The 19588-nt window shown below is 63.0% G+C and carries 21 protein-coding genes, 1 other RNA gene and 3 pseudogenes; 13 read left to right on the top strand and 12 right to left on the bottom strand.

From position 1 onward, the window contains the following. Window positions 1–46: 46 nt before the first annotated feature. Together G5575_RS05955 and G5575_RS05950 are read left to right on the top strand one after the other, a co-directional pair. Entirely contained in the window at window positions 47–973 is a 927-nt protein-coding gene (locus G5575_RS05955; protein ID WP_164533479.1) for a diacylglycerol/lipid kinase family protein, read from the top strand. Further along, window positions 970–1794 (top strand): metallophosphoesterase family protein, encoded by an 825-nt coding sequence (locus G5575_RS05950; RefSeq protein WP_164533478.1) that lies wholly within the window; start codon window positions 970–972, stop codon window positions 1792–1794. The genes G5575_RS05955 and G5575_RS05950 overlap by 4 nt, the downstream gene beginning before the upstream one ends. 1 nt (window position 1795) lies before the next feature. Here G5575_RS05950 and G5575_RS05945 read toward each other — a convergent pair whose 3' ends face one another. Continuing rightward, window positions 1796–2548: a ZIP family metal transporter gene (locus G5575_RS05945; RefSeq protein WP_164533477.1), complete on the bottom strand. Its 753-nt coding sequence runs from the start codon at window positions 2546–2548 to the stop codon at window positions 1796–1798. Window positions 2549–2669: 121 nt separating this feature from the next. Here G5575_RS05945 and ffs point away from each other — a divergent pair. From ffs to recR, 4 genes and pseudogenes are all read left to right on the top strand, one after another. After that, window positions 2670–2765: signal recognition particle sRNA small type (ffs, locus tag G5575_RS05940), an RNA gene on the top strand. Between the two features lie 117 nt (window positions 2766–2882). Further along, window positions 2883–4658, top strand: coding sequence for a DNA polymerase III subunit gamma/tau (locus G5575_RS05935; protein WP_164533476.1), 1776 nt, complete (start codon window positions 2883–2885; stop codon window positions 4656–4658). Then, window positions 4655–4978: a YbaB/EbfC family nucleoid-associated protein gene (locus G5575_RS05930; RefSeq protein ID WP_164533475.1), complete on the top strand. Its 324-nt coding sequence runs from the start codon at window positions 4655–4657 to the stop codon at window positions 4976–4978. Before G5575_RS05935 ends, G5575_RS05930 begins: the two co-directional genes overlap by 4 nt. A gap of 112 nt (window positions 4979–5090) precedes the next feature. After that, window positions 5091–5686 (top strand): annotated as a pseudogene (recR, locus tag G5575_RS05925) (recombination mediator RecR). 20 nt (window positions 5687–5706) lie between these two features. On the opposite strand, the gene G5575_RS05920 reads toward recR, so the two are convergent. Next, on the bottom strand, window positions 5707–6165 hold the full coding sequence (locus tag G5575_RS05920) for a hypothetical protein (protein WP_164533474.1): 459 nt from the start codon (window positions 6163–6165) through the stop codon (window positions 5707–5709). A gap of 102 nt (window positions 6166–6267) precedes the next feature. On the opposite strand from G5575_RS05920, the gene G5575_RS05915 reads away from it, so the two are divergent. After that, a complete protein-coding gene (locus tag G5575_RS05915) occupies window positions 6268–6420 on the top strand; it encodes a hypervirulence associated TUDOR domain-containing protein (RefSeq protein ID WP_328765866.1) in 153 nt (50 codons plus the stop codon). A gap of 188 nt (window positions 6421–6608) precedes the next feature. On the opposite strand, the gene rmuC is transcribed toward G5575_RS05915, so the two are convergent. Continuing rightward, the gene (rmuC, locus tag G5575_RS05910; protein ID WP_164533473.1) at window positions 6609–8033 is read right to left on the bottom strand and encodes a DNA recombination protein RmuC; all 1425 of its coding nucleotides are present in this window, start codon (window positions 8031–8033) and stop codon (window positions 6609–6611) included. A 120-nt stretch (window positions 8034–8153) separates the two neighbouring features. On the opposite strand from rmuC, the pseudogene def reads away from it, so the two are divergent. From def to truA, 3 genes and pseudogenes are all read left to right on the top strand, one after another. Next, a pseudogene (gene def / locus G5575_RS05905) lies at window positions 8154–8668 on the top strand (peptide deformylase). A gap of 110 nt (window positions 8669–8778) precedes the next feature. Continuing rightward, window positions 8779–9699 carry a methionyl-tRNA formyltransferase gene (fmt, locus tag G5575_RS05900; protein WP_164533472.1) on the top strand — a complete coding sequence of 307 codons (921 nt, stop codon included), beginning with the start codon at window positions 8779–8781 and terminating at the stop codon, window positions 9697–9699. A 187-nt stretch (window positions 9700–9886) separates the two neighbouring features. Then, window positions 9887–10621, top strand: coding sequence for a tRNA pseudouridine(38-40) synthase TruA (gene truA / locus G5575_RS05895; protein WP_164533471.1), 735 nt, complete (start codon window positions 9887–9889; stop codon window positions 10619–10621). On the opposite strand, the gene G5575_RS05890 is transcribed toward truA, so the two are convergent. From G5575_RS05890 to G5575_RS05865, 8 genes and pseudogenes are all read right to left on the bottom strand, one after another. Then, entirely contained in the window at window positions 10618–11052 is a 435-nt protein-coding gene (locus tag G5575_RS05890) for a hypothetical protein (protein ID WP_164533470.1), read from the bottom strand. The two genes, truA and G5575_RS05890, sit on opposite strands and share 4 nt — an antisense overlap. A gap of 20 nt (window positions 11053–11072) precedes the next feature. After that, entirely contained in the window at window positions 11073–11195 is a 123-nt protein-coding gene (locus G5575_RS20995) for a hypothetical protein (RefSeq protein WP_268904374.1), read from the bottom strand. 17 nt (window positions 11196–11212) lie between these two features. After that, a complete protein-coding gene (locus tag G5575_RS05885; RefSeq protein WP_164533469.1) occupies window positions 11213–11755 on the bottom strand; it encodes a hypothetical protein in 543 nt (180 codons plus the stop codon). Next, the gene (gene dapE, locus G5575_RS05880; protein ID WP_328765865.1) at window positions 11752–12552 is read right to left on the bottom strand and encodes a succinyl-diaminopimelate desuccinylase; all 801 of its coding nucleotides are present in this window, start codon (window positions 12550–12552) and stop codon (window positions 11752–11754) included. The genes G5575_RS05885 and dapE overlap by 4 nt, the downstream gene beginning before the upstream one ends. Further along, a complete protein-coding gene (locus G5575_RS21555; protein ID WP_328765864.1) occupies window positions 12450–12896 on the bottom strand; it encodes a M20/M25/M40 family metallo-hydrolase in 447 nt (148 codons plus the stop codon). The genes dapE and G5575_RS21555 overlap by 103 nt, the downstream gene beginning before the upstream one ends. A gap of 91 nt (window positions 12897–12987) precedes the next feature. Then, window positions 12988–13828, bottom strand: a pseudogene (gene dapD / locus G5575_RS05875) (2,3,4,5-tetrahydropyridine-2,6-dicarboxylate N-succinyltransferase). Between the two features lie 101 nt (window positions 13829–13929). Then, window positions 13930–14328 (bottom strand): nitroreductase/quinone reductase family protein, encoded by a 399-nt coding sequence (locus tag G5575_RS05870; RefSeq protein WP_328765910.1) that lies wholly within the window; start codon window positions 14326–14328, stop codon window positions 13930–13932. A 27-nt stretch (window positions 14329–14355) separates the two neighbouring features. Then, entirely contained in the window at window positions 14356–15189 is an 834-nt protein-coding gene (locus tag G5575_RS05865; RefSeq protein ID WP_164533468.1) for a prephenate dehydratase, read from the bottom strand. 254 nt (window positions 15190–15443) lie between these two features. Between G5575_RS05865 and G5575_RS05860 the strand changes: the two genes are divergently transcribed. From G5575_RS05860 to G5575_RS05850, 3 genes are all read left to right on the top strand, one after another. After that, window positions 15444–16370 carry a c-type cytochrome gene (locus G5575_RS05860; RefSeq protein ID WP_164533467.1) on the top strand — a complete coding sequence of 309 codons (927 nt, stop codon included), beginning with the start codon at window positions 15444–15446 and terminating at the stop codon, window positions 16368–16370. Between the two features lie 71 nt (window positions 16371–16441). Next, window positions 16442–17380, top strand: a complete 939-nt coding sequence (locus tag G5575_RS05855) for a 2-hydroxyacid dehydrogenase (protein ID WP_164533466.1) — start codon at window positions 16442–16444, stop codon at window positions 17378–17380. A 160-nt stretch (window positions 17381–17540) separates the two neighbouring features. After that, complete coding sequence (locus G5575_RS05850; protein WP_164533465.1) at window positions 17541–18149, top strand: YqaA family protein; 609 nt, start codon at window positions 17541–17543, stop codon at window positions 18147–18149. On the opposite strand, the gene G5575_RS05845 is transcribed toward G5575_RS05850, so the two are convergent. Beyond that, complete coding sequence (locus tag G5575_RS05845; RefSeq protein ID WP_164533464.1) at window positions 18150–19499, bottom strand: leucyl aminopeptidase family protein; 1350 nt, start codon at window positions 19497–19499, stop codon at window positions 18150–18152. Window positions 19500–19588 lie beyond the last annotated feature (89 nt).

The raw sequence follows: 19588 nt of genomic DNA, 5'->3' as shown, positions 1-19588 counted from the left end.
GCGATGCGTTGCTGGCAGAGCTTTTTCCCCCAAGGATCGTGTCGCCATGTCTACCAAGCGCTACTACGTCCTTCTCAATGAGAATTCCGGCACGGCCCATGCCTTGGGCCTGACCAAGGAAAAACTGTCCGAAATGTTCGAGGCCAACGGGCTCGAGGCAACGATCGATGCCGATAGTTCGCGGTCGATGAGCGACCGGATCGAAGGCGCGCTGTCGAGCGATGCCGAGGTCGTGGTCGCGGCCGGTGGCGATGGCACGATCACGGCGCTGGCGGGCGCGATGATCGGATCGGAGAAAGATCTCGCTATTCTGCCCCTTGGCACGTTCAATGCGGTGGCCAAGGACCTGCACCTGCCGCTCGACCTGCCGTCGGCTGTGGCGGCTTTGGGGAGCGGCACGAGCCAGCGCATCGACGCGGCGGAAGTCAACGGTCGCATATTCTTGCAGAAAGTGGTGATCGGGCTGATCCCGGGTCTTGCCGCGGGGCGCGAGCATCTGCGGGGGCGCGAGACGGCGATGGCAAAGCTCGGTTTCATGCGCTACTTTTTCCGCCGCCTGGCCCGGGCCAAACGCATGGCGGTGGTCATAGAGCCCAGCAATGGGGCGCGGCGGGTGGAGCGGGTGCAGGCCATGGCGGTGGCGTGCAATGCCTATGACGAGGGCCTGGGCAAGTTCTTTTCCCGCAAGAGCCTCGATCGCGGCACGCTGACGCTTTACGTCCTCAAGCGCTTTACGGCGCGGGACTTCGTTCGCCTGGTGACAGGCATGTTTATCGGTCGCTGGCGCGATGACGAAGCGCTCAGCATGGAAAGCGTTAAGGAGGTCACGATCGACACGCGCAACACCCTGATCAAGGTCATGTTCGACGGCGAAGTCGAGACCTTCCAGACGCCGCTCAAGTTCACCATCCGCCCCAAGGCACTCTCGGTCATCGTGCCTGCCGAAGCCGAGGCAACGGCGGTGGCTGCATGAAGTTGCTGCATATTTCGGACCTCCATTTCGGCCACCACGACGACGAAGTGGCGGCAGGCTTTGCCGACGACATCAATGCGCAGAACCCCGATCTCGTGGTCGCGAGCGGCGATTTCACCCAGATCGGGACCAAGGAAGAATTCGAGCAGGCCCGCGAATTCCTAAACAAGCTCAAGGCGCCGGTGTTTGCCGTGCCGGGCAATCATGACGTGCCGGCGGTCAATATCCTGCGGCGCTTCATCAACCCGTACGGGCTCTACAAGAAATACATCTCGCCCGATCTCGAGCCCTTCCTCGAAATGGATGGCGTCGTGCTGGTCGGCATGCGCACCTCGCGCCGAATGCGGCTGGAATGGAACTGGGGTCATGGCACGATCTCGCGCGGCCAGCTCGACGATTTAGCCGAGCGCTTCGACAAGGCGTCTCCGAATGCGGTGCGGATCATCGTTGCGCATCACCCGCTGCTATTTCCGACCGAGCCGATGGTGCAAAAGACCAAGCGCGTGAAGCGCGCCGACGATGCCTTGGAATGCTTTGCAAGTCTTGGCGTGCGGCTCGTACTTTCGGGGCACTTCCACCTTTCCTATGTGCGCAAGCACGAGAGCAAGGACAAGGCGCGCGAGGGCCAACCGATGGGCGTCAGCAAGTCGGTGGTGGCGCCGATCATGGTGGCGCAGGCGTCGTCGGCCATTTCGACGCGGCTGCGGGGCGAGGCGAACGCCTATAACCTCATAGACATCGGCGAGCAGATCACCGTCACCGTGCGCGAATGGAAAGATGGCGCTTGGCGCACGCGCGACAAGGCGACCGAGCCGGTCTGAGCTAGGCGCCGCTCTGCCCAATGGCGAAAGCCACGAGAAGGCCGAGCACGACCAGCAAGCCAGTGCCGCCGCGCTCGCCTTCCACCGCTTCGGGGATCATCGTATCGGCGATCATGGTCAATAGAGCGCCGGCGGCGAGGGCATTGACCATGGCGATAAGCCAGGGCGAGGCATCGCCGAGGAGGGCGGCGCCGAGCATGGCGGCAAGAGCGGAAAGCACGGCGATGCCGGCCCAGAGGCCCAGCACGTAGGTCTTGCTGCGCCCGGCCTTTTTCATGCCTACGGCGCTGGATAATCCCTCGGGCAGGTTGGAAAGGAAGATGGCGACCAGCACGGCAAAGCTGACGCCATTGCCATCGAGAAGGCTGACGCCGAGGACGATGGATTCGGGTATGCCATCGAGCATAGACCCGATCGCGATGGCAAGGCCGCTATTGGATGTCGTATTCGGATCCGGTTCTTTGCCGGAGCGCTTGCGGTGCTTGCCGCCGTTGCGGGTGACGAGCCAATTGGCGACCGTATAGGCGGCCGATCCGGCGAGGGCGCCGCCGATTATGGGGTAGAGGCCGCCCTGATCGTAGCCGTCCATGATGAGGTCATAGGCGACGGCAGAGATGAGAATGCCGCAGCCGAAAGCCATGATTCCGGCAATGAGCCGCTTCGGCAGCTCGACCAAAAAGGCGATTGCGGCGCCGATGACCAGGGCGGAGGAACCCAACAGTCCCCAAAGTCCTGCTTGAACCCAGATCGGCATCGGCATCTCCAAGCAGCCAAGCTGGCGGCCTTGGGACAAGTGTCCGCGAGAGGGCTTTGTTCCGCGCCCGATTTTTGGACGGCACTTGCATCGGGCGCCAGAAATTCGCATATAGCGGATCGGGAGGTTGGCGCGGACGTGTTCCTCGCCAACCGGGTCAGGTCCGGAAGGAAGCAGCCCCAACGAGATCCTCACGGGTCGATGCCAGCCTCCTACTCATCTGTTCACACTCGTGCAAATCGACGCGAAAACGCCTATCGGCTTTTGCGGATGGGACCCCTTTGCCTTATGGTCCCGCGCATGAGACCTACGCCTCACAGCAAGGAGGGCGCATATGGCTGAAAAGCAGACGACGCCCTATCTGGTGCTGGCCCGTAAATACCGGCCGCGCAACTTCTCGACCCTGGTCGGGCAGGACGCGATGGTGCAGACGCTGGGCAATGCCTTTGCGCAGAACCGTATCCACCATGCCTTTATCCTCACCGGCGTGCGCGGCGTGGGCAAGACCACAACGGCGCGTATTCTTGCGCGCGCCTTCAACTACGAAGACGAGACGGGCCGCCATCCGACGCTCGACCTTTCCGAAGAAGGCGTGCATTGCCGCGCCATTATCGAAGGGCGGCATGTCGACGTGGTCGAGATGGACGCTGCCTCCAATACCGGCATCGGCGACATTCGCGAGATCATCGACTCGGTAAAATACGGGCCGGTCTCGGCGCCCTACAAAGTCTATGTCATCGACGAAGTGCACATGCTCTCGACGGCGGCCTTCAACGGGCTGTTGAAGACGCTCGAAGAGCCGCCGCCCTACGTGAAATTCATCTTTGCGACGACCGAGATTCGCAAAGTGCCGATCACCATCCTGTCGCGCTGCCAGCGCTTCGATCTTCGGCGCATTCCGGCGGACATCATGTCGGCCTATCTCGAGCAGATCCTCCATCAGGAAAATATCGGCTTCGAGCCCGATGCCTTGGCGATGATCGTGCGGGCAGGCGAAGGCTCGGCGCGAGACTCGCTGTCGCTGCTTGACCAGGCGATCGCCCATGGCAATGGCGCGGTCACCGCAGCGACGGTCAAGGCCATGCTGGGCCTCGGCGACCGGGCGAGGATCATCGACCTCTTCGAAGACCTGATGGGCGGGCAGATCGCGACGGCACTGACCTCGCTGCGCGAGCTTTACGATCTTGGAGCCGATCCGCAGACGCTGCTGGCCGACCTCGCCGAATTCACCCATCTCGTCACCCGCATCAAGGTTGTGCCGGCCGCTTCGGACGATGCGTCGCTGACGCCGGACGAGCGCAATCGCGGTCGCGATCTGGCCAGCCGGCTGCCGATGCGGGCGCTGACGCGCGCGTGGCAGATCCTGTTCAAGGGCAATGAAGAAACGGCGCGGGCGGGCAATGCCCTCCAAGCGGCGGAGATGACGCTGATCCGCCTCGCCTATGCCGCGGACCTGCCGAGCCCGGACGAGGTGATCGGCAAGCTGACGCAACAAGGGCAGCTGCCGAGCGCTCCAGCCATGGCGCCCTTGCCGCCGCGGGCACCGAGCGGTGGCGGCGCGGCTTCGGCGATGCGGATGGAAACGGTTCAGGTTTCGGCCGCACCGATGATGTCGGTGCCGCAGGCACAGGCCGTCGTATCGCCTGTCGCCATTGCCCAAATGCAGGCAGCCCCGCCGCAACCGGCCCTGGCGACGATTTCGAGCTACAAGGATATTATCGCCCTGGCCGTAGTTAAGCGCGACATGCTGCTCAAGATCGCGCTCGAGTCCCAAATGTTGCCTGTGGCTTTCGAGCAGGGGCGGATCGAGGTGGCGCTGGTCGAGGGCGCCAATCCGAAGGTGGTCACCGATCTTTCGGCGCGTCTACAATTGTGGACCGGCGACCGCTGGCTCGTGACCGTTTCGACCAAGCCTGCCGAAGGCGTGACCATCCGCCAGGAAAAAGAGCAAAAGCAGCAGGCAGCAACTGCGGCGGCGCATGACGACCCGCTGGTCAAAGCCATTTTTGAGACATTTCCCGGGGCCAAGCTGGTCAATGTGACGGTGCGCGACGACGATGCCGCCGTGCCTGACCTGCCGATGGCGCCACCAGAAGAGGACGACGAATGAAAGACATCATGGGCATGATGAAAGCCGCCAGCGAAATGAAAGGCAAGATGGAGGCCATGCAGGCCGAACTTGCCGAGCTGGTGGTGGAAGGCCGCTCGGGCGGCGGCATGGTGACGGTATCGCTGACCGGCAAGGGCGACGTGCGCGGCATCAAGATCGATCCGACGCTGCTCAAGCCCGAGGACGCCGAAGTGATCGAGGACCTGATCGTTGCCGCCTTCACCGATGCCAAGGGCAAGAGCGAAGCGGAAATGCAGCGCAAGATGGCCGAAGTCACCGCCGGCCTGCCGATCCCGCCGGGCATGAAGCTGCCGTTCTAGGTTCGGTGGCACGACCTCGTCCTTCAGCAGGCTCAGGATGAGGTCTATTGAGGCGTCGGACTTTGGTTCGACCCCAAGGTGAGCTTGTCGAACAACAGGTCGAACACATACCATGCCATCCGGCGGACCCGAGATCGAACAGTTGATCCAGCTCCTGGCGCGTCTGCCGGGGCTTGGGCCGCGTTCGGCTAGGCGGGCGGTGCTGCACCTGATCAAGCGCAAGGACCAGTTGATGGTGCCGCTTTCGGCAGCGCTGGACCGGGCGGTGGTTGCCGTAAAGTCCTGCGAAGTCTGCGGCAATGTCGATACGATCAGCCCCTGCTCGATCTGCGCCGATCCCCGGCGGGGCGAGAGCGGCATTCTGATCGTCGTCGAAGACGTTGCCGATCTTTGGGCGCTGGAGCGGGCCGGCGTCGGCCAGGTGCGCTACCATGTGCTCGGGGGTGTCTTGTCGCCACTTGATGGCGTGGGGCCCGATGACCTCAACCTCGAAGGCCTGATTGGGCGGGCGGGCGAATATGGCGAAGTGGTTCTTGCCATGAATGCCACGGTCGAGGGCCAGACCACGGCCCATTACATCACCGACCGGCTGGGGGCACGAACCTGCGCGTGACGCGCCTTGCTCATGGCGTGCCCGTGGGCGGGGAGCTCGACTACCTCGACGAGGGAACGCTGAGCCAAGCGTTGCGGGCCCGCACGGAAATCTGATCCCGCGCGGGCGTAAAGCTTTAGCGGAGCGTGTCGGCGTCAACCGCTTCTTCGTCCTCGATCAGGGCGCCGTCCTCGATTTCGTCTTCATCTTCGCCCGTCAGGGCTTCGCGCGCATCAACGTCGTCTGGTGCCAGGGCGTCAAGGTGGTCTTCCGGATCGATGGCAAGGGCCGGGTCGAAGTCGCCGTTTTCATCGGCATAATCGTTGTCGGCCTGAAGCTCATCGAGGGCGCGATCGATCTCGGCCATCATGTCCTTGGGGTCCTGATCGCCAAAATCGCCGCTTTCGCGCGTTGCCATTTCAACGCGCATTTCCTTGAGGCGTTCGACGCGTTCGGCAACCGGGCGATCGGAGCCATAGAGAAGGTCCTCGATTTCGTCCTGACTATAAGGAATGGACAGGCCCGGCTGTTCGTTGGCATCGAAAGGTTCGTCGATCGGGGTCAGCGGATCGGAATTGTCGCGTGGCTGGACCATCTGGGCCTCCGTTGAATGTTGGCTTGTCAACGTTCGGCGACGAAAGCGGTTCGGAACGAATCTTGAAGCCACCTCATTTTTCCCGCGCACAGGAGAATGAGAATGGCGTTTCGCAAGGGTTCAAAGGTCACGTGGAAGTGGGGTTCCAGCACCGCTGAAGGCAAGATCGTCGAGCGGTTCACCGAGAAGGTGACGCGGACGATCAAGGGCTCGGAGGTGACGCGCGATGCCAGCACTAAGGAGCCGGCTTTTTGATCGAGCAGGAAGACGGCGACAAGGTGCTCAAGAGCAAGAGCGAGCTGACGGCGAAGGGGAAGTAGAAGGGCACCGCCGCGCCTTCTAACTTGTGAGCTTTACCCCACCCCACCCAGCTTCGCTAAGGCCTGCCGGCCAAGCTTCGCTACCCTCCCCTCAAGGGGAGGGAGGGGAATGGAGCCGAGAGTTCAGGCTAAGTCGCCTGGGTCGCTGACGAGGCGCAGGGTGGGTTGGGGGTCGTCGTGGCCGCCGTCCCAGCCGGCGGGCAGGGGCTTGGAGGATTTGGCCCCAAGTTCGCGCAGCATTTCGACCTGGCGGACGACATTGCCGCGGCCGCTCGAGAGCTGGTCCTTGGCCTTGACGAAGCTTTGCTGGGCCTTGTCGATATTTTCGCCGACGCGGTCCATGGTCGACAAAAAGCCGACGACCTTTTCATAGAGCGCGCCCGCACGCTCGGCGATTTCGTCGGCGTTGCGGTGGCGCTTTTCGATGTCCCAGACATTGCGCACCGTGCGCAGCACGGTCATCAGCGTCGTCGGCGTCGTCAGCATCACGCCCTTGCTCATGCCGAATTCGACCAGCTTGCTGTCGTGCTGGATGGCGGTAGCTAACGCTGACTCAATGGGCACGAACATCATTACGTAGTCGAGGCTAGATTTGGCGGCACCGGCATAGTTCTTGGCACCGAGTGTGGTGATATGGCCGCGCACCGAAGCGATGTGGGCCTTTAGATGCCCGTCGCGCAGCACCTCCTCGGCATTGACGAAGGCCTCGAAGGCCGTGAGCGACACCTTGGAGTCGATCACCAGCCGATCATTGTTGGGCATGATGATTTCGACATCGGTGCGCAGGCGCGATCCGTCCTCGCCGGTATGCGATTGCTGGATGAAATACTGCTCGCCTTCGCGCAGGCCCGATTGTTCGAGGATGGTGGCGAGGATCATTTCGCCCCAGGCGCCCTGCGTCTGCGACGAGCCCTTGAGCGCGCGGGTGAGGTTGTTGGCCTCGGTGGTGATCTGCACATTGCTTTCGAGCAGCGCGCGGATCTGCTCGCCCATGGTGGCGCGATCTTTGATGAGGCCGGTGTGGAATTCGCCGATCTTTTCCTGCAGCGGCTTTAGGAGCGTATCGACCTGTTCGCGGTTCTGCTTGGTGAAGGTCTCGCTGTGGGATCGCAGCACGTCGCCGGCGATGGACTTGAACTCGTCGGTCATCTGCTGGCGCGCATCGGTGAAGCGCTTCAAATTGGCTTCGTTCTGGCGCTGCTGTTCGTCGAGGCGCGTGCGCATGGCGGCAAGCTCGGCCCCCAAATCGGCGCTGCGGTCGCGTTCGCTCGCCAGTTGGTCGGCAGCGCGTTCGCGTTCGCGGCTAAGCGTCAGTTCCAGATCGCGGATGCGAGTGTCGCGGCTGGCCACTTGCTCGGTGAAATTGGCGCGTAGGCCATCGGCGGCTTCCCGGGCGGACTTTTCGAGCCGCTCGGCATTGGCGCGGCTGCTGGCGATGACGAAGATCACCGCGGCGAGCAGCAGGAGCGCCACAAAACCGAGCAGTGCCATGCCCGCGGAAATGGGTACGGAGCCGAGAGTGAAGAGCGTGCGGTCGAGTTCGGTCATGCCCTAAGACTAGAGTGATTCTTTTGTTCGCAAAATGTTCTTGGGCTTTCCGCCCTGGAGTTGACCCACGGCTGGAAATGGCCATATCGGGGTCAATCCTCTTTTTGCCGGTGTTTTGTCATGGCTATCCGCCCGATCCTCGTCATTCCCGATGCCCGCCTGCGCGCCGTTGCCGATCCGATCGGCGAGGTCGACGACGAGATCAAGACGCTGGCCAAGGACATGCTGGACACGATGTATGATGCGCCCGGCATCGGCCTTGCAGCGCCGCAGGTCGGGGTCCTCAAGCGCATCGTGGTCATGGACCTCGCCGGAGAGGGTGAGCCCCCGCCCCGCTGGTGATGATCAATCCGGAGATCACGAGCTTTGGCGACCAGATGCAGGTGACCGAGGAAGGCTGCCTGTCGATCCCCGAGCTTTATTACGAAGTCGAGCGGCCCAACGACGTTACCGTCAAATATACCGATCTCGATGGCCAGGAAGTGACCAAGGAAGCCGAGGGAAAGCTCGCCGTCTGCATCCAGCACGAACTCGATCACCTCGATGGCGTGCTCTACATCGACTATCTCAGCCGGCTGAAGCGCGACCGGGTGATCAAGAAGTTCGACAAGCAGGCCAAGCGCGCTGCAGGCTAGGCCTCTGGTGGCTACGACCTCTTCCTTCGACAGGCTCAGGATGAGGTCCAGGAAGGTCGCTGCGCAAGCAAAGACCTCATGGTGAGCTTGTCGAGCACGAGGTCGGGTAGATGCGCGTCGTTTTCATGGGTACGCCCGACTTTTCCGTGCCGACGCTAACCGAGATCGTGTCTTCGGGCCACGAAGTGTTGGCGGTTTATACGCGGGCGCCGAAGCCGGCCGGCCGTGGGCAGGCGGAGCGCAAGAGCCCGGTGCATGAAACGGCCGAGGCGTTCGGTATCCCGGTGTTTACGCCGCGCTCGCTCAAGGGCGAGGCCGAGCAGCTGCATTTTTCCTCGCTCGGTGCGGAGGTCGCGGTGGTGGTGGCTTATGGGCTGATCCTGCCCAAGCCGGTGCTCGATGCGCCTGAATTTGGCTGCCTCAACCTTCATGGCTCGCTCTTGCCGCGCTGGCGCGGTGCGGCGCCGATCCAGCGGGCGGTGATGGCGGGAGACAAGCAGACCGGCATCGTCGTGATGCAGATGGACGAGGGGCTCGACACCGGCGCCATGGGGCCGACCGAGATCATTCCGATCGGACCGGACATGACCGCCGGCGAGTTGCACGACCAGATGATGCGCGTCGGTGCCGACCTCATGGGCCGGGCTCTGGCGGCGCTGGAACGCGGCAGTTTGCAGTTCACGCCGCAGCCGGAAGCGGGCACGACCTATGCAGCTAAGATCGACAAGGCCGAAGCGCGCATCGATTTTACGCAAAGTGCTGAAGCAGTGCACAACCAGATCCGCGGACTGTCGCCGTTTCCAGGGGCGTGGTTCGAGCTGGGGTTGGGCGGCAAGCCCATGCGGATCAAGGCGCTGCGGTCGACTTTGGCGAGCGGGTCCGGCGCACCGGGGACGGTGCTGGATGACCTCACGATTGCCTGCGGGACCGGCGCCGTGCGGCTGACGCAGGTGCAGCGCGAGGGCAAGGGCGCGATGGATGCGGCGACCTTTTTGCGCGGGGCCGGGACGCTGCCGGAGCGCGTTTCGTGACAGACTTCTTAGCGGCTCTTTCTTCCTCCCTCCCCTTGAGGGGGAGGGTAGCGAAGCTTAGGCCAAGGGCCTTAGCGCAGCTGTGTGGGGTGGAGCCGCAAACGCCGAACATCGCGCAAGCAGCCCCACCCCACCCTCGTTCCCTCCCCCTCAAGGGGAGGGAGGCGCTGGAGCCGATGGATCTGTAATGCGGTTCAAGCTCACCATCGAATATGACGGAACCCCGTTTTCCGGCTGGCAGCGGCAGTCGGAGCGGATGAGCGTGCAGCAGGCGCTGGAGGAGGCGATCGAGCGCTTTTCTGGTGAAGCGGTGACAACGCAGGCGGCGGGACGGACCGATGCCGGCGTGCATGCCCTGGGCCAGGTGGCGCATTTCGACCTGTCGAAGGATTGGGACCCGTTTCGGGTGCGCGAAGCGCTGAACTATCATTTGCGGCCGCAGCCGGTGGCGATCGTCGAGTGCGAAGCGGTCAGCGAGGCGTTCGAGGCACGGTTTTCGGCAAAGGCGCGGCACTACGAATACCGCATCCTCAACCGGCGGGCGCCGCCGGCTATCGAGCGCAACCAGGTCTGGCATGTGCCGATGCCACTCGAAGCCGAGCGCATGGACGAGGCGGCGCAGCTGATCCTCGGGCTGCACGATTTCACCACCTTCCGCTCGTCAGAATGCCAGGCGAAATCACCGATGCGGACGTTAGACGCGTTCGCGGTCAGCGGGGATAGCGAGGTGATTGCGATCACCGCCAGCGCCCGAAGCTTCCTCCACCATCAGGTGCGCTCGATGGTGGGGTCGCTCAAGCTTGTCGGCGAGGGCAAGTGGAGCCCGGCTGACTTTCGTGCTGCGCTCGATGCTGCCGATCGCAGGCGCTGCGGGGCGATGGCGCCGTCGAGCGGGCTCTATCTGACCGGGGTCGACTACTAGGCTGCAGGCACCGCGGGCATTGACTGCAACATGACGCCGCCCAGGATCAGGACGCCGATCAGCTGCGCGACGATCTGCACGACAATAAAGGTGGCCACCTGCATCGGCGAGAGGGTCAGGATGCGGCGGGCAATGTTGACTTCGACGATGATGCTGATGAGGCCGACGGTAAAGAGCATTACCTCGCTGCCGCCCACCAGGACGAGGATGACTGTGCCGAAGAGGGAAACGATGAAGTTGACCCAATTGTCGGCGACCATGAAGGGCACGAGGCCGTCGAGCCGTCCCATCTGCCGAAGGACGATATAGGCGGCGGCGATCTGGAGCGCGAAGAGGAGCGCCGCGAGCATGACGGCGCCGGTGGCCGCACCCGATTGAGCGGGCACGCCGAGCAGCATGGGGCCGAAGACGCTGATGCCGGTGCCCAGCACCAAAGCGATGAAGCTGCCGATTAGGCCGCGCTGGGTGAAATCGAAATAGCGCGGGCAGCGTCGGCGCGGCCGATGATCAGCGCCCAGCAGCCGCGCGCCGCGTTGACGGCTTCTTCGATAAAGGTCTGGTTTTGATAGGCCAAGGCTTTTACGACTCGTCTCAGGCGGCGGGAATGGCTGCTGCGCTAAGCATGTAGAGGGTCATCGGCAGGCCGACAAGCAGCACGGTGGTCAAGACGGCAAAGGCGACCGATACGCCGCGCGTCCACTGGCCCGCAGCACGTCCCAATCGAAAGAGCAGGACGGCAAAGCCAAGCCAGAGCAGCGGCAAAAGCGCGCCGAGGATCAGCGACACCAGCGTGCCGAGCACAAGATAGGCGATCAGCGCGAAAATCGCGGGGATCAGGAGCGGCAGTATCGGCGTCCTGGCGCGCAGAAAGTTGCGGGTGACGAAGATGCCGATCAAGAGCGCCGCGAGCCAGAGCGACTGCACCAGCATAATATTGATGAAGCCGGGAAGCGTCGGGACGCCGACCTGAAGCGAAGCCAGCATGACGGCAAGGAAGGCAAAAAGGTAGAACAGCGCGAGCGCGGTCACGAGGCCGGCGCGGGAGAGGCGAAAGAACGCTTCCCAGCCGGGCTCGTTGCGCAGCAGTTTCAGCCAGCCGGTCAGCGCGTCACGAAGCGTCAGCCACAGTGTCAAGCGGCACCGAAGAAGCGGCGCATGAAGCTTGCGTAGATTGCGGTCAGGCCATGAAGATCGGCGACGGCGATGTGTTCGTCGGCCTTGTGCATGGAGGGCCCGACAAGACCGCATTCGACCACGGGCCCATATTGGGCGATGAAGCGCGCATCGGAGGTGCCGCCAGCAGTGGAATAGTCGGGGCGTTTGCCGGTTTGCTCGGCGATGACGGAGGATAGGGTTTCGACATCGTCGCTGAGGGGCGACAGGAAAGACCGCGAGGGCGTGCCGAGGATGTCGAAAGCGATCGTCGTTCCGTTGTGATCGATGGCGTCGATTTGGCTGCGGACCCAATCTGCGAGCGTGTCAGGCGTCCAAAGGTCGTTGTAGCGAATGTTGAAGCGCAGCGTGCCCGACATCGGGATGACATTGCCGGTGGGGTTGCCGACATCGATGGTGGTGAGCTCGAGATTGGAGGCCGGGAAATGCTCGGTGCCGATATCGAGGGCTTTGCTCGATAGTGCGGTGGCGACGGCGGCGAGCACCGGCAGCGGATTGTTGGCCTTGTGGGGATAGGCGACGTGGCCTTGCGTGCCGGTGACGGTTACCTGTCCGGAGAAGGAACCGCGCCGGCCGATCTTGATGCTATCGCCCAGGGTTTCGGCGGAGCTCGGTTCGCCGACGATGGCGAAATCGAAGTCTTGGCCGTTCTCCTTCATCCAGCGCACCAGCTTTTCGGTGCCGTTGATTGCGTCGGCTTCCTCGTCATTGGTGATGGCGAGTTGGATGACGCCCGCATCAGGGGGATGGCGGCACAAGCGGCGACGAAGGCAGCGATGCCCGATTTCATGTCGGCGGTGCCGCGGCCATAGAGTTTGCCGTCGGCTAGGCGCGGGACGAAGGGGTCGGAGGTCCAATGGGCGCGATCGCCGGGCGGGACGACATCGGTGTGACCGGCAAAGAGAAGGCGCCTGCCGCCAGTGCCGCGCGTCGCAAAGAGGTTTCCTACTGGGTAGGAACCGTCGCTTTCGAAGTTGAGGCGGGTGGTGGAAAAGCCCAGCGCCTGGAGTTCGGCTTCCAGCAGGTCGAGGGCGCCGGCCTCTTCGGGGGTGACCGAGGGGCAGGCCACGAGGCGGGAGAGAAGGTCGAGGGGGTCGGTCATGGTTTGCTCCGCTCCCGTGGCGCCACCCCCACCAGGCCTCCCCATCAAGGGGAGGAGTTGGATCGTGCATGCGGAAGGTCCCTGCCCCATATCAGTCCCGCAGGAGGTCGTTGATGCCGGTCTTGCTGCGGGTCTGGGCGTCGACGGTTTTGACGATGACAGCACAGTAAAGATTGGGTCCGGGCTGGCCATTGGGGAGCGGCTTGCCGGGGAGCGAGCCGGAGACGACCACCGAATAGGGCGGCACCTTGCCGATGTGAATTTCGCCGGTGTGGCGATCGACGATCTTGGTGGAGGCGCCGATGAAGACGCCCATCGAGATCACCGAGCCTTCGCCGACGACCACGCCTTCAACGACTTCCGAGCGGGCGCCGATAAAGCAATTGTCTTCGATGATGACGGGACCGGCCTGCAGCGGTTCGAGCACGCCGCCGATACCGACGCCGCCCGAAATATGGACGTTTTTGCCGATCTGGGCACAGGAGCCAACGGTGACCCAGGTGTCGACCATGGTGCCTTCATCGACATAGGCGCCGACATTGACGAAGCTGGGCATGAGGACGACGTTGCGGCCGATAAAGGCGGGACGGCGGACGATGGCGCCGGGAACGGCGCGGAAACCGGCTTCGCGGAAGGAGCTCTCGCTCCAGCCCTCGAACTTGGTCTCGACCTTGTCCCAATAGTTGGAGCCGCCCGGCGCGCCTTCGATCACGATTGTCGTTGAGGCGGAAGTTAAGGAGCACGGCTTTCTTGAGCCACTGGTGCACCTGCCAGTTGCCGTCGATCTTTTCGGCAACGCGCAGCTCGCCACGATCAAGCAGGGCAAGGGCGCTGTCAACTGCATCGCGCACTTCGCCTTTGGTCCCGAAATTGACTTCGGCGCGGTTTTCAAACGCGGTGTCAATGACCTGGGCGAGTTGGGCGTGCGACATGGGGGCTCCTTGAAACTGTCGCGCGGACCATAGCCGGGGCGGATGGCGTGTCAACGACTTGTCTTCCCTTCCCCGGGCGGGAAGGAAAGACAGATCGGACTTTACTGCCGGGTCAGCTCAACCACCGGGATGGTGTCGCGTGTGGTCTTTTGTTCGTATTCGGCAAATTGGGGGAAGCGGCGGGCCATTTCGGCGTAGGTGGTGGCGCGTTCCCCTTCTTCGAGCACGCGCGCCTTGACGGGAACGCGTTCGATGGTCGTGCCGTCGCCAACGGAAATTGCAGCGTCGGGGTTGGCGAGAAGATTGTGGAACCAGTCGGGGTTCTTGGGTCCGCCTGCAAAAGACGCGAAGATGTACCAGGGGCCGTCGCCGTCGCGCAGATACATCAGCGGCTGCGTGCGCTCCTGCCCGGACTTGGCGCCCAGAGCATGAAGCAGAAGGACGGGCGCGTTCGCAAAATAGCCGCCGGGCTTGCCGCCATTGGCGTTGAAATCTTCAATAACCTGCTTGTTGAAATCGTTTATGGCTCAGCCTTCCTTCGGAGATGCCGGGTAAACGCCCAGAATGCGGAAATGGTCGGTGAAGAACTTGAGTTCATCGAAAGCGTGCTGCACGCCGACATCGTCGGGGTGGCCCTCGATATCGGCATAGAACTGGGTCGCGGTAAAGGCGCCGCCGACCATGTAGCTTTCGAGCTTGGTCATGTTGACGCCATTGGTGGCAAAGCCGCCCATGGCTTTATAAAGAGCGGCCGGCACGTTGCGGACGCGGAAGACGAAGGTGGTCTTGAGCTTGCCCGTGCCTTGCGGGGCTTCGTCGCGATCGCGCGACATGACGAGGAAACGGGTGGTGTTGTGGCCTTCGTCCTCGATATTGGCCTGCAAGAGATCGAGGCCGTAGATTTCGCCGGCAAGGCGCGAACCGATGGCGCCAACGCTAGGGTCGGCGCGGGCGGCGACTTCGCGGGCGGAACCGGCGGTGTCGGAGCCGTTGATGGTGCGCAAGTTATGGCTGGCGATGAACTTGCGGCATTGGCCCAGTGCGGGCGGCTGCGACTGGACGGCTTTGAGATCCTCGATGCGGCTGCCGGGCACGCCCAAAAGGTTCATTTCGATGCGAAGATAGGTTTCGCCGACGATGAAAAGGCCGCTTTCGGGCAGGAGGTGATGAATGTCGGTGATGCGGCCGTAGAGCGAGTTTTCCACCGGCAGCACGGCGCGGTCGGCGGCGCCCAATTGCACCGCGGCCATGGCTTCCTCGAAGGTGACATTGGGGAGGAATGTCCCGTCGGGAAAAACGTTGAGCGCTGCAGCATGGCTGAAGGCGCCGGGTTCGCCCTGGAAAGCGATGGTCTGGGTCATGGCCGAGGATCCTTGGGAAGCTGGGCCGGGTTTTGGCGCGGCCATGGTTCCAAGTCAATGTGAGCGGGCAGGAGGGAACAGACCGCGATGGGGAGAATTGACGCACCAAGGTTTGCCCTGTTGCGCCATGGGGGCCTTGATACTATCTTCCGCGCGCGTCGAGCAGGCCAGTTGAGGCCGATTTCCGTTAGGAGATCGGAAGTTGGGCTGGCTAGGCTAGAGGTCCACGGGGTTGGACGGGCAGAGAGTTTGCAATGGATTCGTTCGAGCTAAACAAGATTTTGGGCGCGGTGCTCGGCACCCTGTTGTTTGTGATGGGGGCTGGCTTTGTGGCCGAAGCCATCTATCACCCGATCGAAAACCGCGGGCCAGGCTATGCCCTGCCCGAGCCGGAGCCTGCTGCAGGCGAAGCCGTTGCCGAGGCTGAAGTCGAGCAGCCGATCGGTTTGCTCCTGGCCAGCGCCAGCGCCGATCGCGGTGCGACCGCCGTGCGCAAGTGCCAGTCCTGCCACAACTTTGGCGAGGGCGAGCCCAACAAGCAGGGTCCGAACCTTTATAATATCGTGAACAATACCAAGGCGCATGCCGAAGGCTTTGCTTATTCCGATATCCTGCTGCAGCAGAAGGCGGAGGGCCAGATCTGGACCTATGAAAACCTTAATGCCTTCCTGACCAACCCCAAGGCCTATGCCCCGGGCACCAAGATGAGCTTTGCCGGTGTGCGTTCGCCTGAGGAACGCGCCGATATCCTGGCTTACCTCCAGACCCTTTCGGCCAATCCCGTGCCGTTCCCGGAAGCCGAAGCAGCCCCGGCTGCCGATGGCGCCGAGCCGGCAGAGGGCGAAGCACCTGCCGCAACGCCTGGCGAAGCGAGCCCCGACGACCTGATCTCGGACGATCTGACGACGCCGGCCGAAGGCGGCAGCGAAGAAACCGTCCCGACCGCTCCGCCGGCTGCCGTCGACTCAAATACCGAAACGCAGAGCGACACCCCGGTTGTCGGCACTCCAGTGCAGTCGACCACGCCTGAAGCTCCGCTTTCGACCGGCGAAGGCAGTGCGACCCCGGCCACCAACGAAACCGGTGCGCAGCCAGCCACTCCGCCGCGCAACACCAATACGACTGGCCCGACCACGACCAATTCGCCCGGTGCGCAGCAGAACACCACCAACGCTCAGTAAGCGCTGGTTTTGGTTCAAGCCATATGCAAGCCGCGCCTTTTGGGCGCGGCTTTTTCTTTGAGGGACAATCCATGCTATTGCTGCACCTATCCGATGTCGACGAGGCAGGCTGGGCCAAGGCCTTTGCCGAAGCGCTGGGCCCCTACCCCGTCGTGCGGCGTGGCGATGCGTTCGATCCGGCGGATGTGCGCTATATCTTTGTGTGGAAGCCCAAGGCGGATGCCTTCGATGGTTTGAACAATCTAGCGGCCGTGTTGTCGCTGGGCGCAGGCGTCGATGCGCTGATGAAGCATCCGAACCTGCCGGATGCGCCGATCGTGCGTTTCGTTGACGCCGATCTCAGCCAGCGCATGAGCGATTATGTGGTGGCCCATGTCACCATGCATCATCGCCAGTTCAGCCGTTTCCAGGCGGACCAGAAGGCCAGGCGCTGGAGCCAGTTCTATCCGCCAGCGGCGAGCGAAACCACTGTCGGCATCATGGGCATGGGCGTGCTGGGGCAGGACGCGGTCAAGCGCCTGCTGCCGCTTGGCTTTACAGTGCGGAGCTGGAGCCGCACGCCCAAGGCGATCGAGGGGGTCGAGGGTTTTGCAGGATCCGAGCAGTTCGATACATTTCTCCAGGGCACCGACATCCTGGTCAATCTCTTGCCGCTGACGCCGGAGACGACCGGTATTCTCAACAGAGATACATTTTCCAAGCTGCGTCGCGATCGGCTGGAAGGCGGACCGGCGATCATCAATGCGGCGCGCGGCGGTCACCAGCGCGAGGCCGATATCGTGGCGGCGCTGGCGGACGGGACGCTTGGGGCGGCAAGCCTTGACGTGTTCGAGGTCGAGCCGCTGCCTCAGAGCAGTCCGCTCTGGGAGATCCCCAACTGCTACATTACCCCGCATACTGCCGCGATTTCGAGCATTCCGAGCGGCGTCAAATATTTTACCCGGATGATCCAGGATCACGAGGCGGGTCAGCCGCTGATCAACGTGGTCGACCGCAAGCTGGGCTACTGACGAAGAGTTCACTAGCGCCCGGCCGGAGAAGATTTCAGGGTTAAGCCATAACTTTGCGAGGTTAGATGACCGAAACTGCAGTGCCGACCAAGCTCAAGCTCTATGACCGGCTCAAGCTTGCAACCAAGAATCGTTGGGCAGAACCGATCCTGGCGGCGCTGTGTTTTCTGGAAGCGATGATCCTGCCGATCTTCCCCGAGATCATGCTGGCGCCGATGATCATTGCCGACCGCATGCGAGCCTGGCGGCTGGCGGCGATCTGCACGGTGTCGTCGGTGGCGGGGGACTTGCCGGCTATGCCATCGGCTATTTTTTGTTCGACAGCATCGGCCGCGGCATCATCGACTTCTACGGCGCCGGCAATGGCTTCGACGCGCTGCGCCAGAGTTTTAACGACAACGGCCCGCTGATGATCCTGATCGGGGCGCTGTCGCCCATCCCCTACAAGGTCATCACCATCACCTCCGGCGTGGCTGGGCTCGATATCTGGACCTTCGTCATTTATGGCCTGATCGGCCGCAGTATCCGCTATTTCCTGCCCTGCGGGCTGTTCTATTTCTTCGGGCCGGTGGCGGGCCAGTTCATCGAGAAGAACAAGAAGTGGGCGACGATCGGCATGATCGTGCTCGCCATTGTCGGCTTTGCCATGGCGCCGCTTATGTTCCCCAAGAGCCACGGGCCGGCGACCGAGACGGCGGTCGAGCAGATGAACGCCGTCGACGAGGTCGTGCCGAACGAATTGATCCCGGGCGCGCCGGCCGAGCAGTAGCTACTTGCCGTAGCGTTCGCGCAGCATGGTGTAGACGGCGCGAATGCCCTGGTCGGTGGCGCCGACCGGGCGACCCGGCCGGGCTTCGTTGACCCAGGCGAAGATGTCCATATGGAGCCAGGCCTTGGCGTTCTTGACGAAGCGGCGCAAGAACAATGCGGCAATGACCGAGCCGGCATAGCCGCCGGTGCCGACATTGTTGAGGTCGGCGATCTTGGAATTGAGCTGGCTATCGTAGTTGGACCAGAGCGGCATGTGCCAGAGCGGGTCTTCCACGGTGGCGCCGGCAGCAACGACTTGGGACGCCACCGTATCGTCGCTTGAATAGATGGCGGGGAGATCGGGCCCGAGGGCAACCCGGGCAGCGCCGGTGAGCGTTGCCATGTCGACCACGAGATCGGGCGATTCTTCGTCGGCGAGGGTCAGCGCATCGGCAAGGATCAGCCGGCCCTCGGCATCGGTATTGCCGATCTCGACCGTGAGACCGGCGCGCGAGCGGAGAATGTCGCCGGGGCGGAAGGCCGAGCCGGCAATGGCGTTTTCGACCACCGGCAGCAGCACGCGGAGGCGAACCGGCAGGTTGGCGGAAACGATGGTGTGGGCGAGGCCGAGGATATTCGCCGCGCCGCCCATGTCCTTTTTCATCATCAGCATGCCGGCCGCCGGCTTGATATCGAGACCGCCGGTATCGAAGGTCACGCCCTTGCCGACCAGGGTTACCTTGGGATGGCTCGGATCGCCCCAGGTGAGATCGATCAGGCGCGGCGCCTGGGCGCTGGCGCGGCCGACGGCGTGGATCATCGGGAAGTTGGCGCTCAGAAGATCGTCGCCCACGGTGACATGAACCGTCATGCCATTGCGGCGGGCAAAGTCGCGCGCGGCCTTTTCGAGGGCGTCGGGGCCGAGGTCATTGGCCGGCGTGCTGATGAGGTCGCGGGCAAGGGTCGCGGCTTCGACCTGGCGGTCGACTTCATCCTCGTCGGCGCCTTCGGGAAGGACGAGTACCGGGCTGGGCTTGGCCTGACGGTAGCGATCGAAGCGGTAGGCGCCGAGGCGGAAGGCGATGGCGGCAAGGGTCGGATCTTCGATCTCGCCAGCAAGCGCGTAGGTGCCTTCTGGAAGATTGGCGGAGGCTTGGCCCGCGAGGAATGGCGAGCGGCTAGTGGTGTTGCCCAGACCGAAGAGCCAGCCAGCAATACCGCTGTCGCTGTCGGGCAAGGCAAGCAGGCGACCCCGCTGACCGGAGAAAGAGTTTGCTTTCGCCCAAGCCAGTTGTGGCCCCGATAGACCTGCGCCGTCGAGCGCCCCTTCTGCAATGAAGTGGATGGGGGTGGCTTCTGGCTTGGTCATGGCGAACTCAATATCGAGCCCGTTTTAGCCCTCCCCGCCTTGCGCCGCAACGGCCCGAAAACTCACCTTAACCCTGCGTTAGGGTTAAT

This window comes from Devosia aurantiaca (assembly GCF_011058215.1).
GTDB lineage: Bacteria > Pseudomonadota > Alphaproteobacteria > Rhizobiales > Devosiaceae > Devosia > Devosia aurantiaca.
The sequence above is the reverse complement of the archived record's forward strand: the minus strand, read 5'-3'. Positions and strand labels throughout refer to the sequence as shown.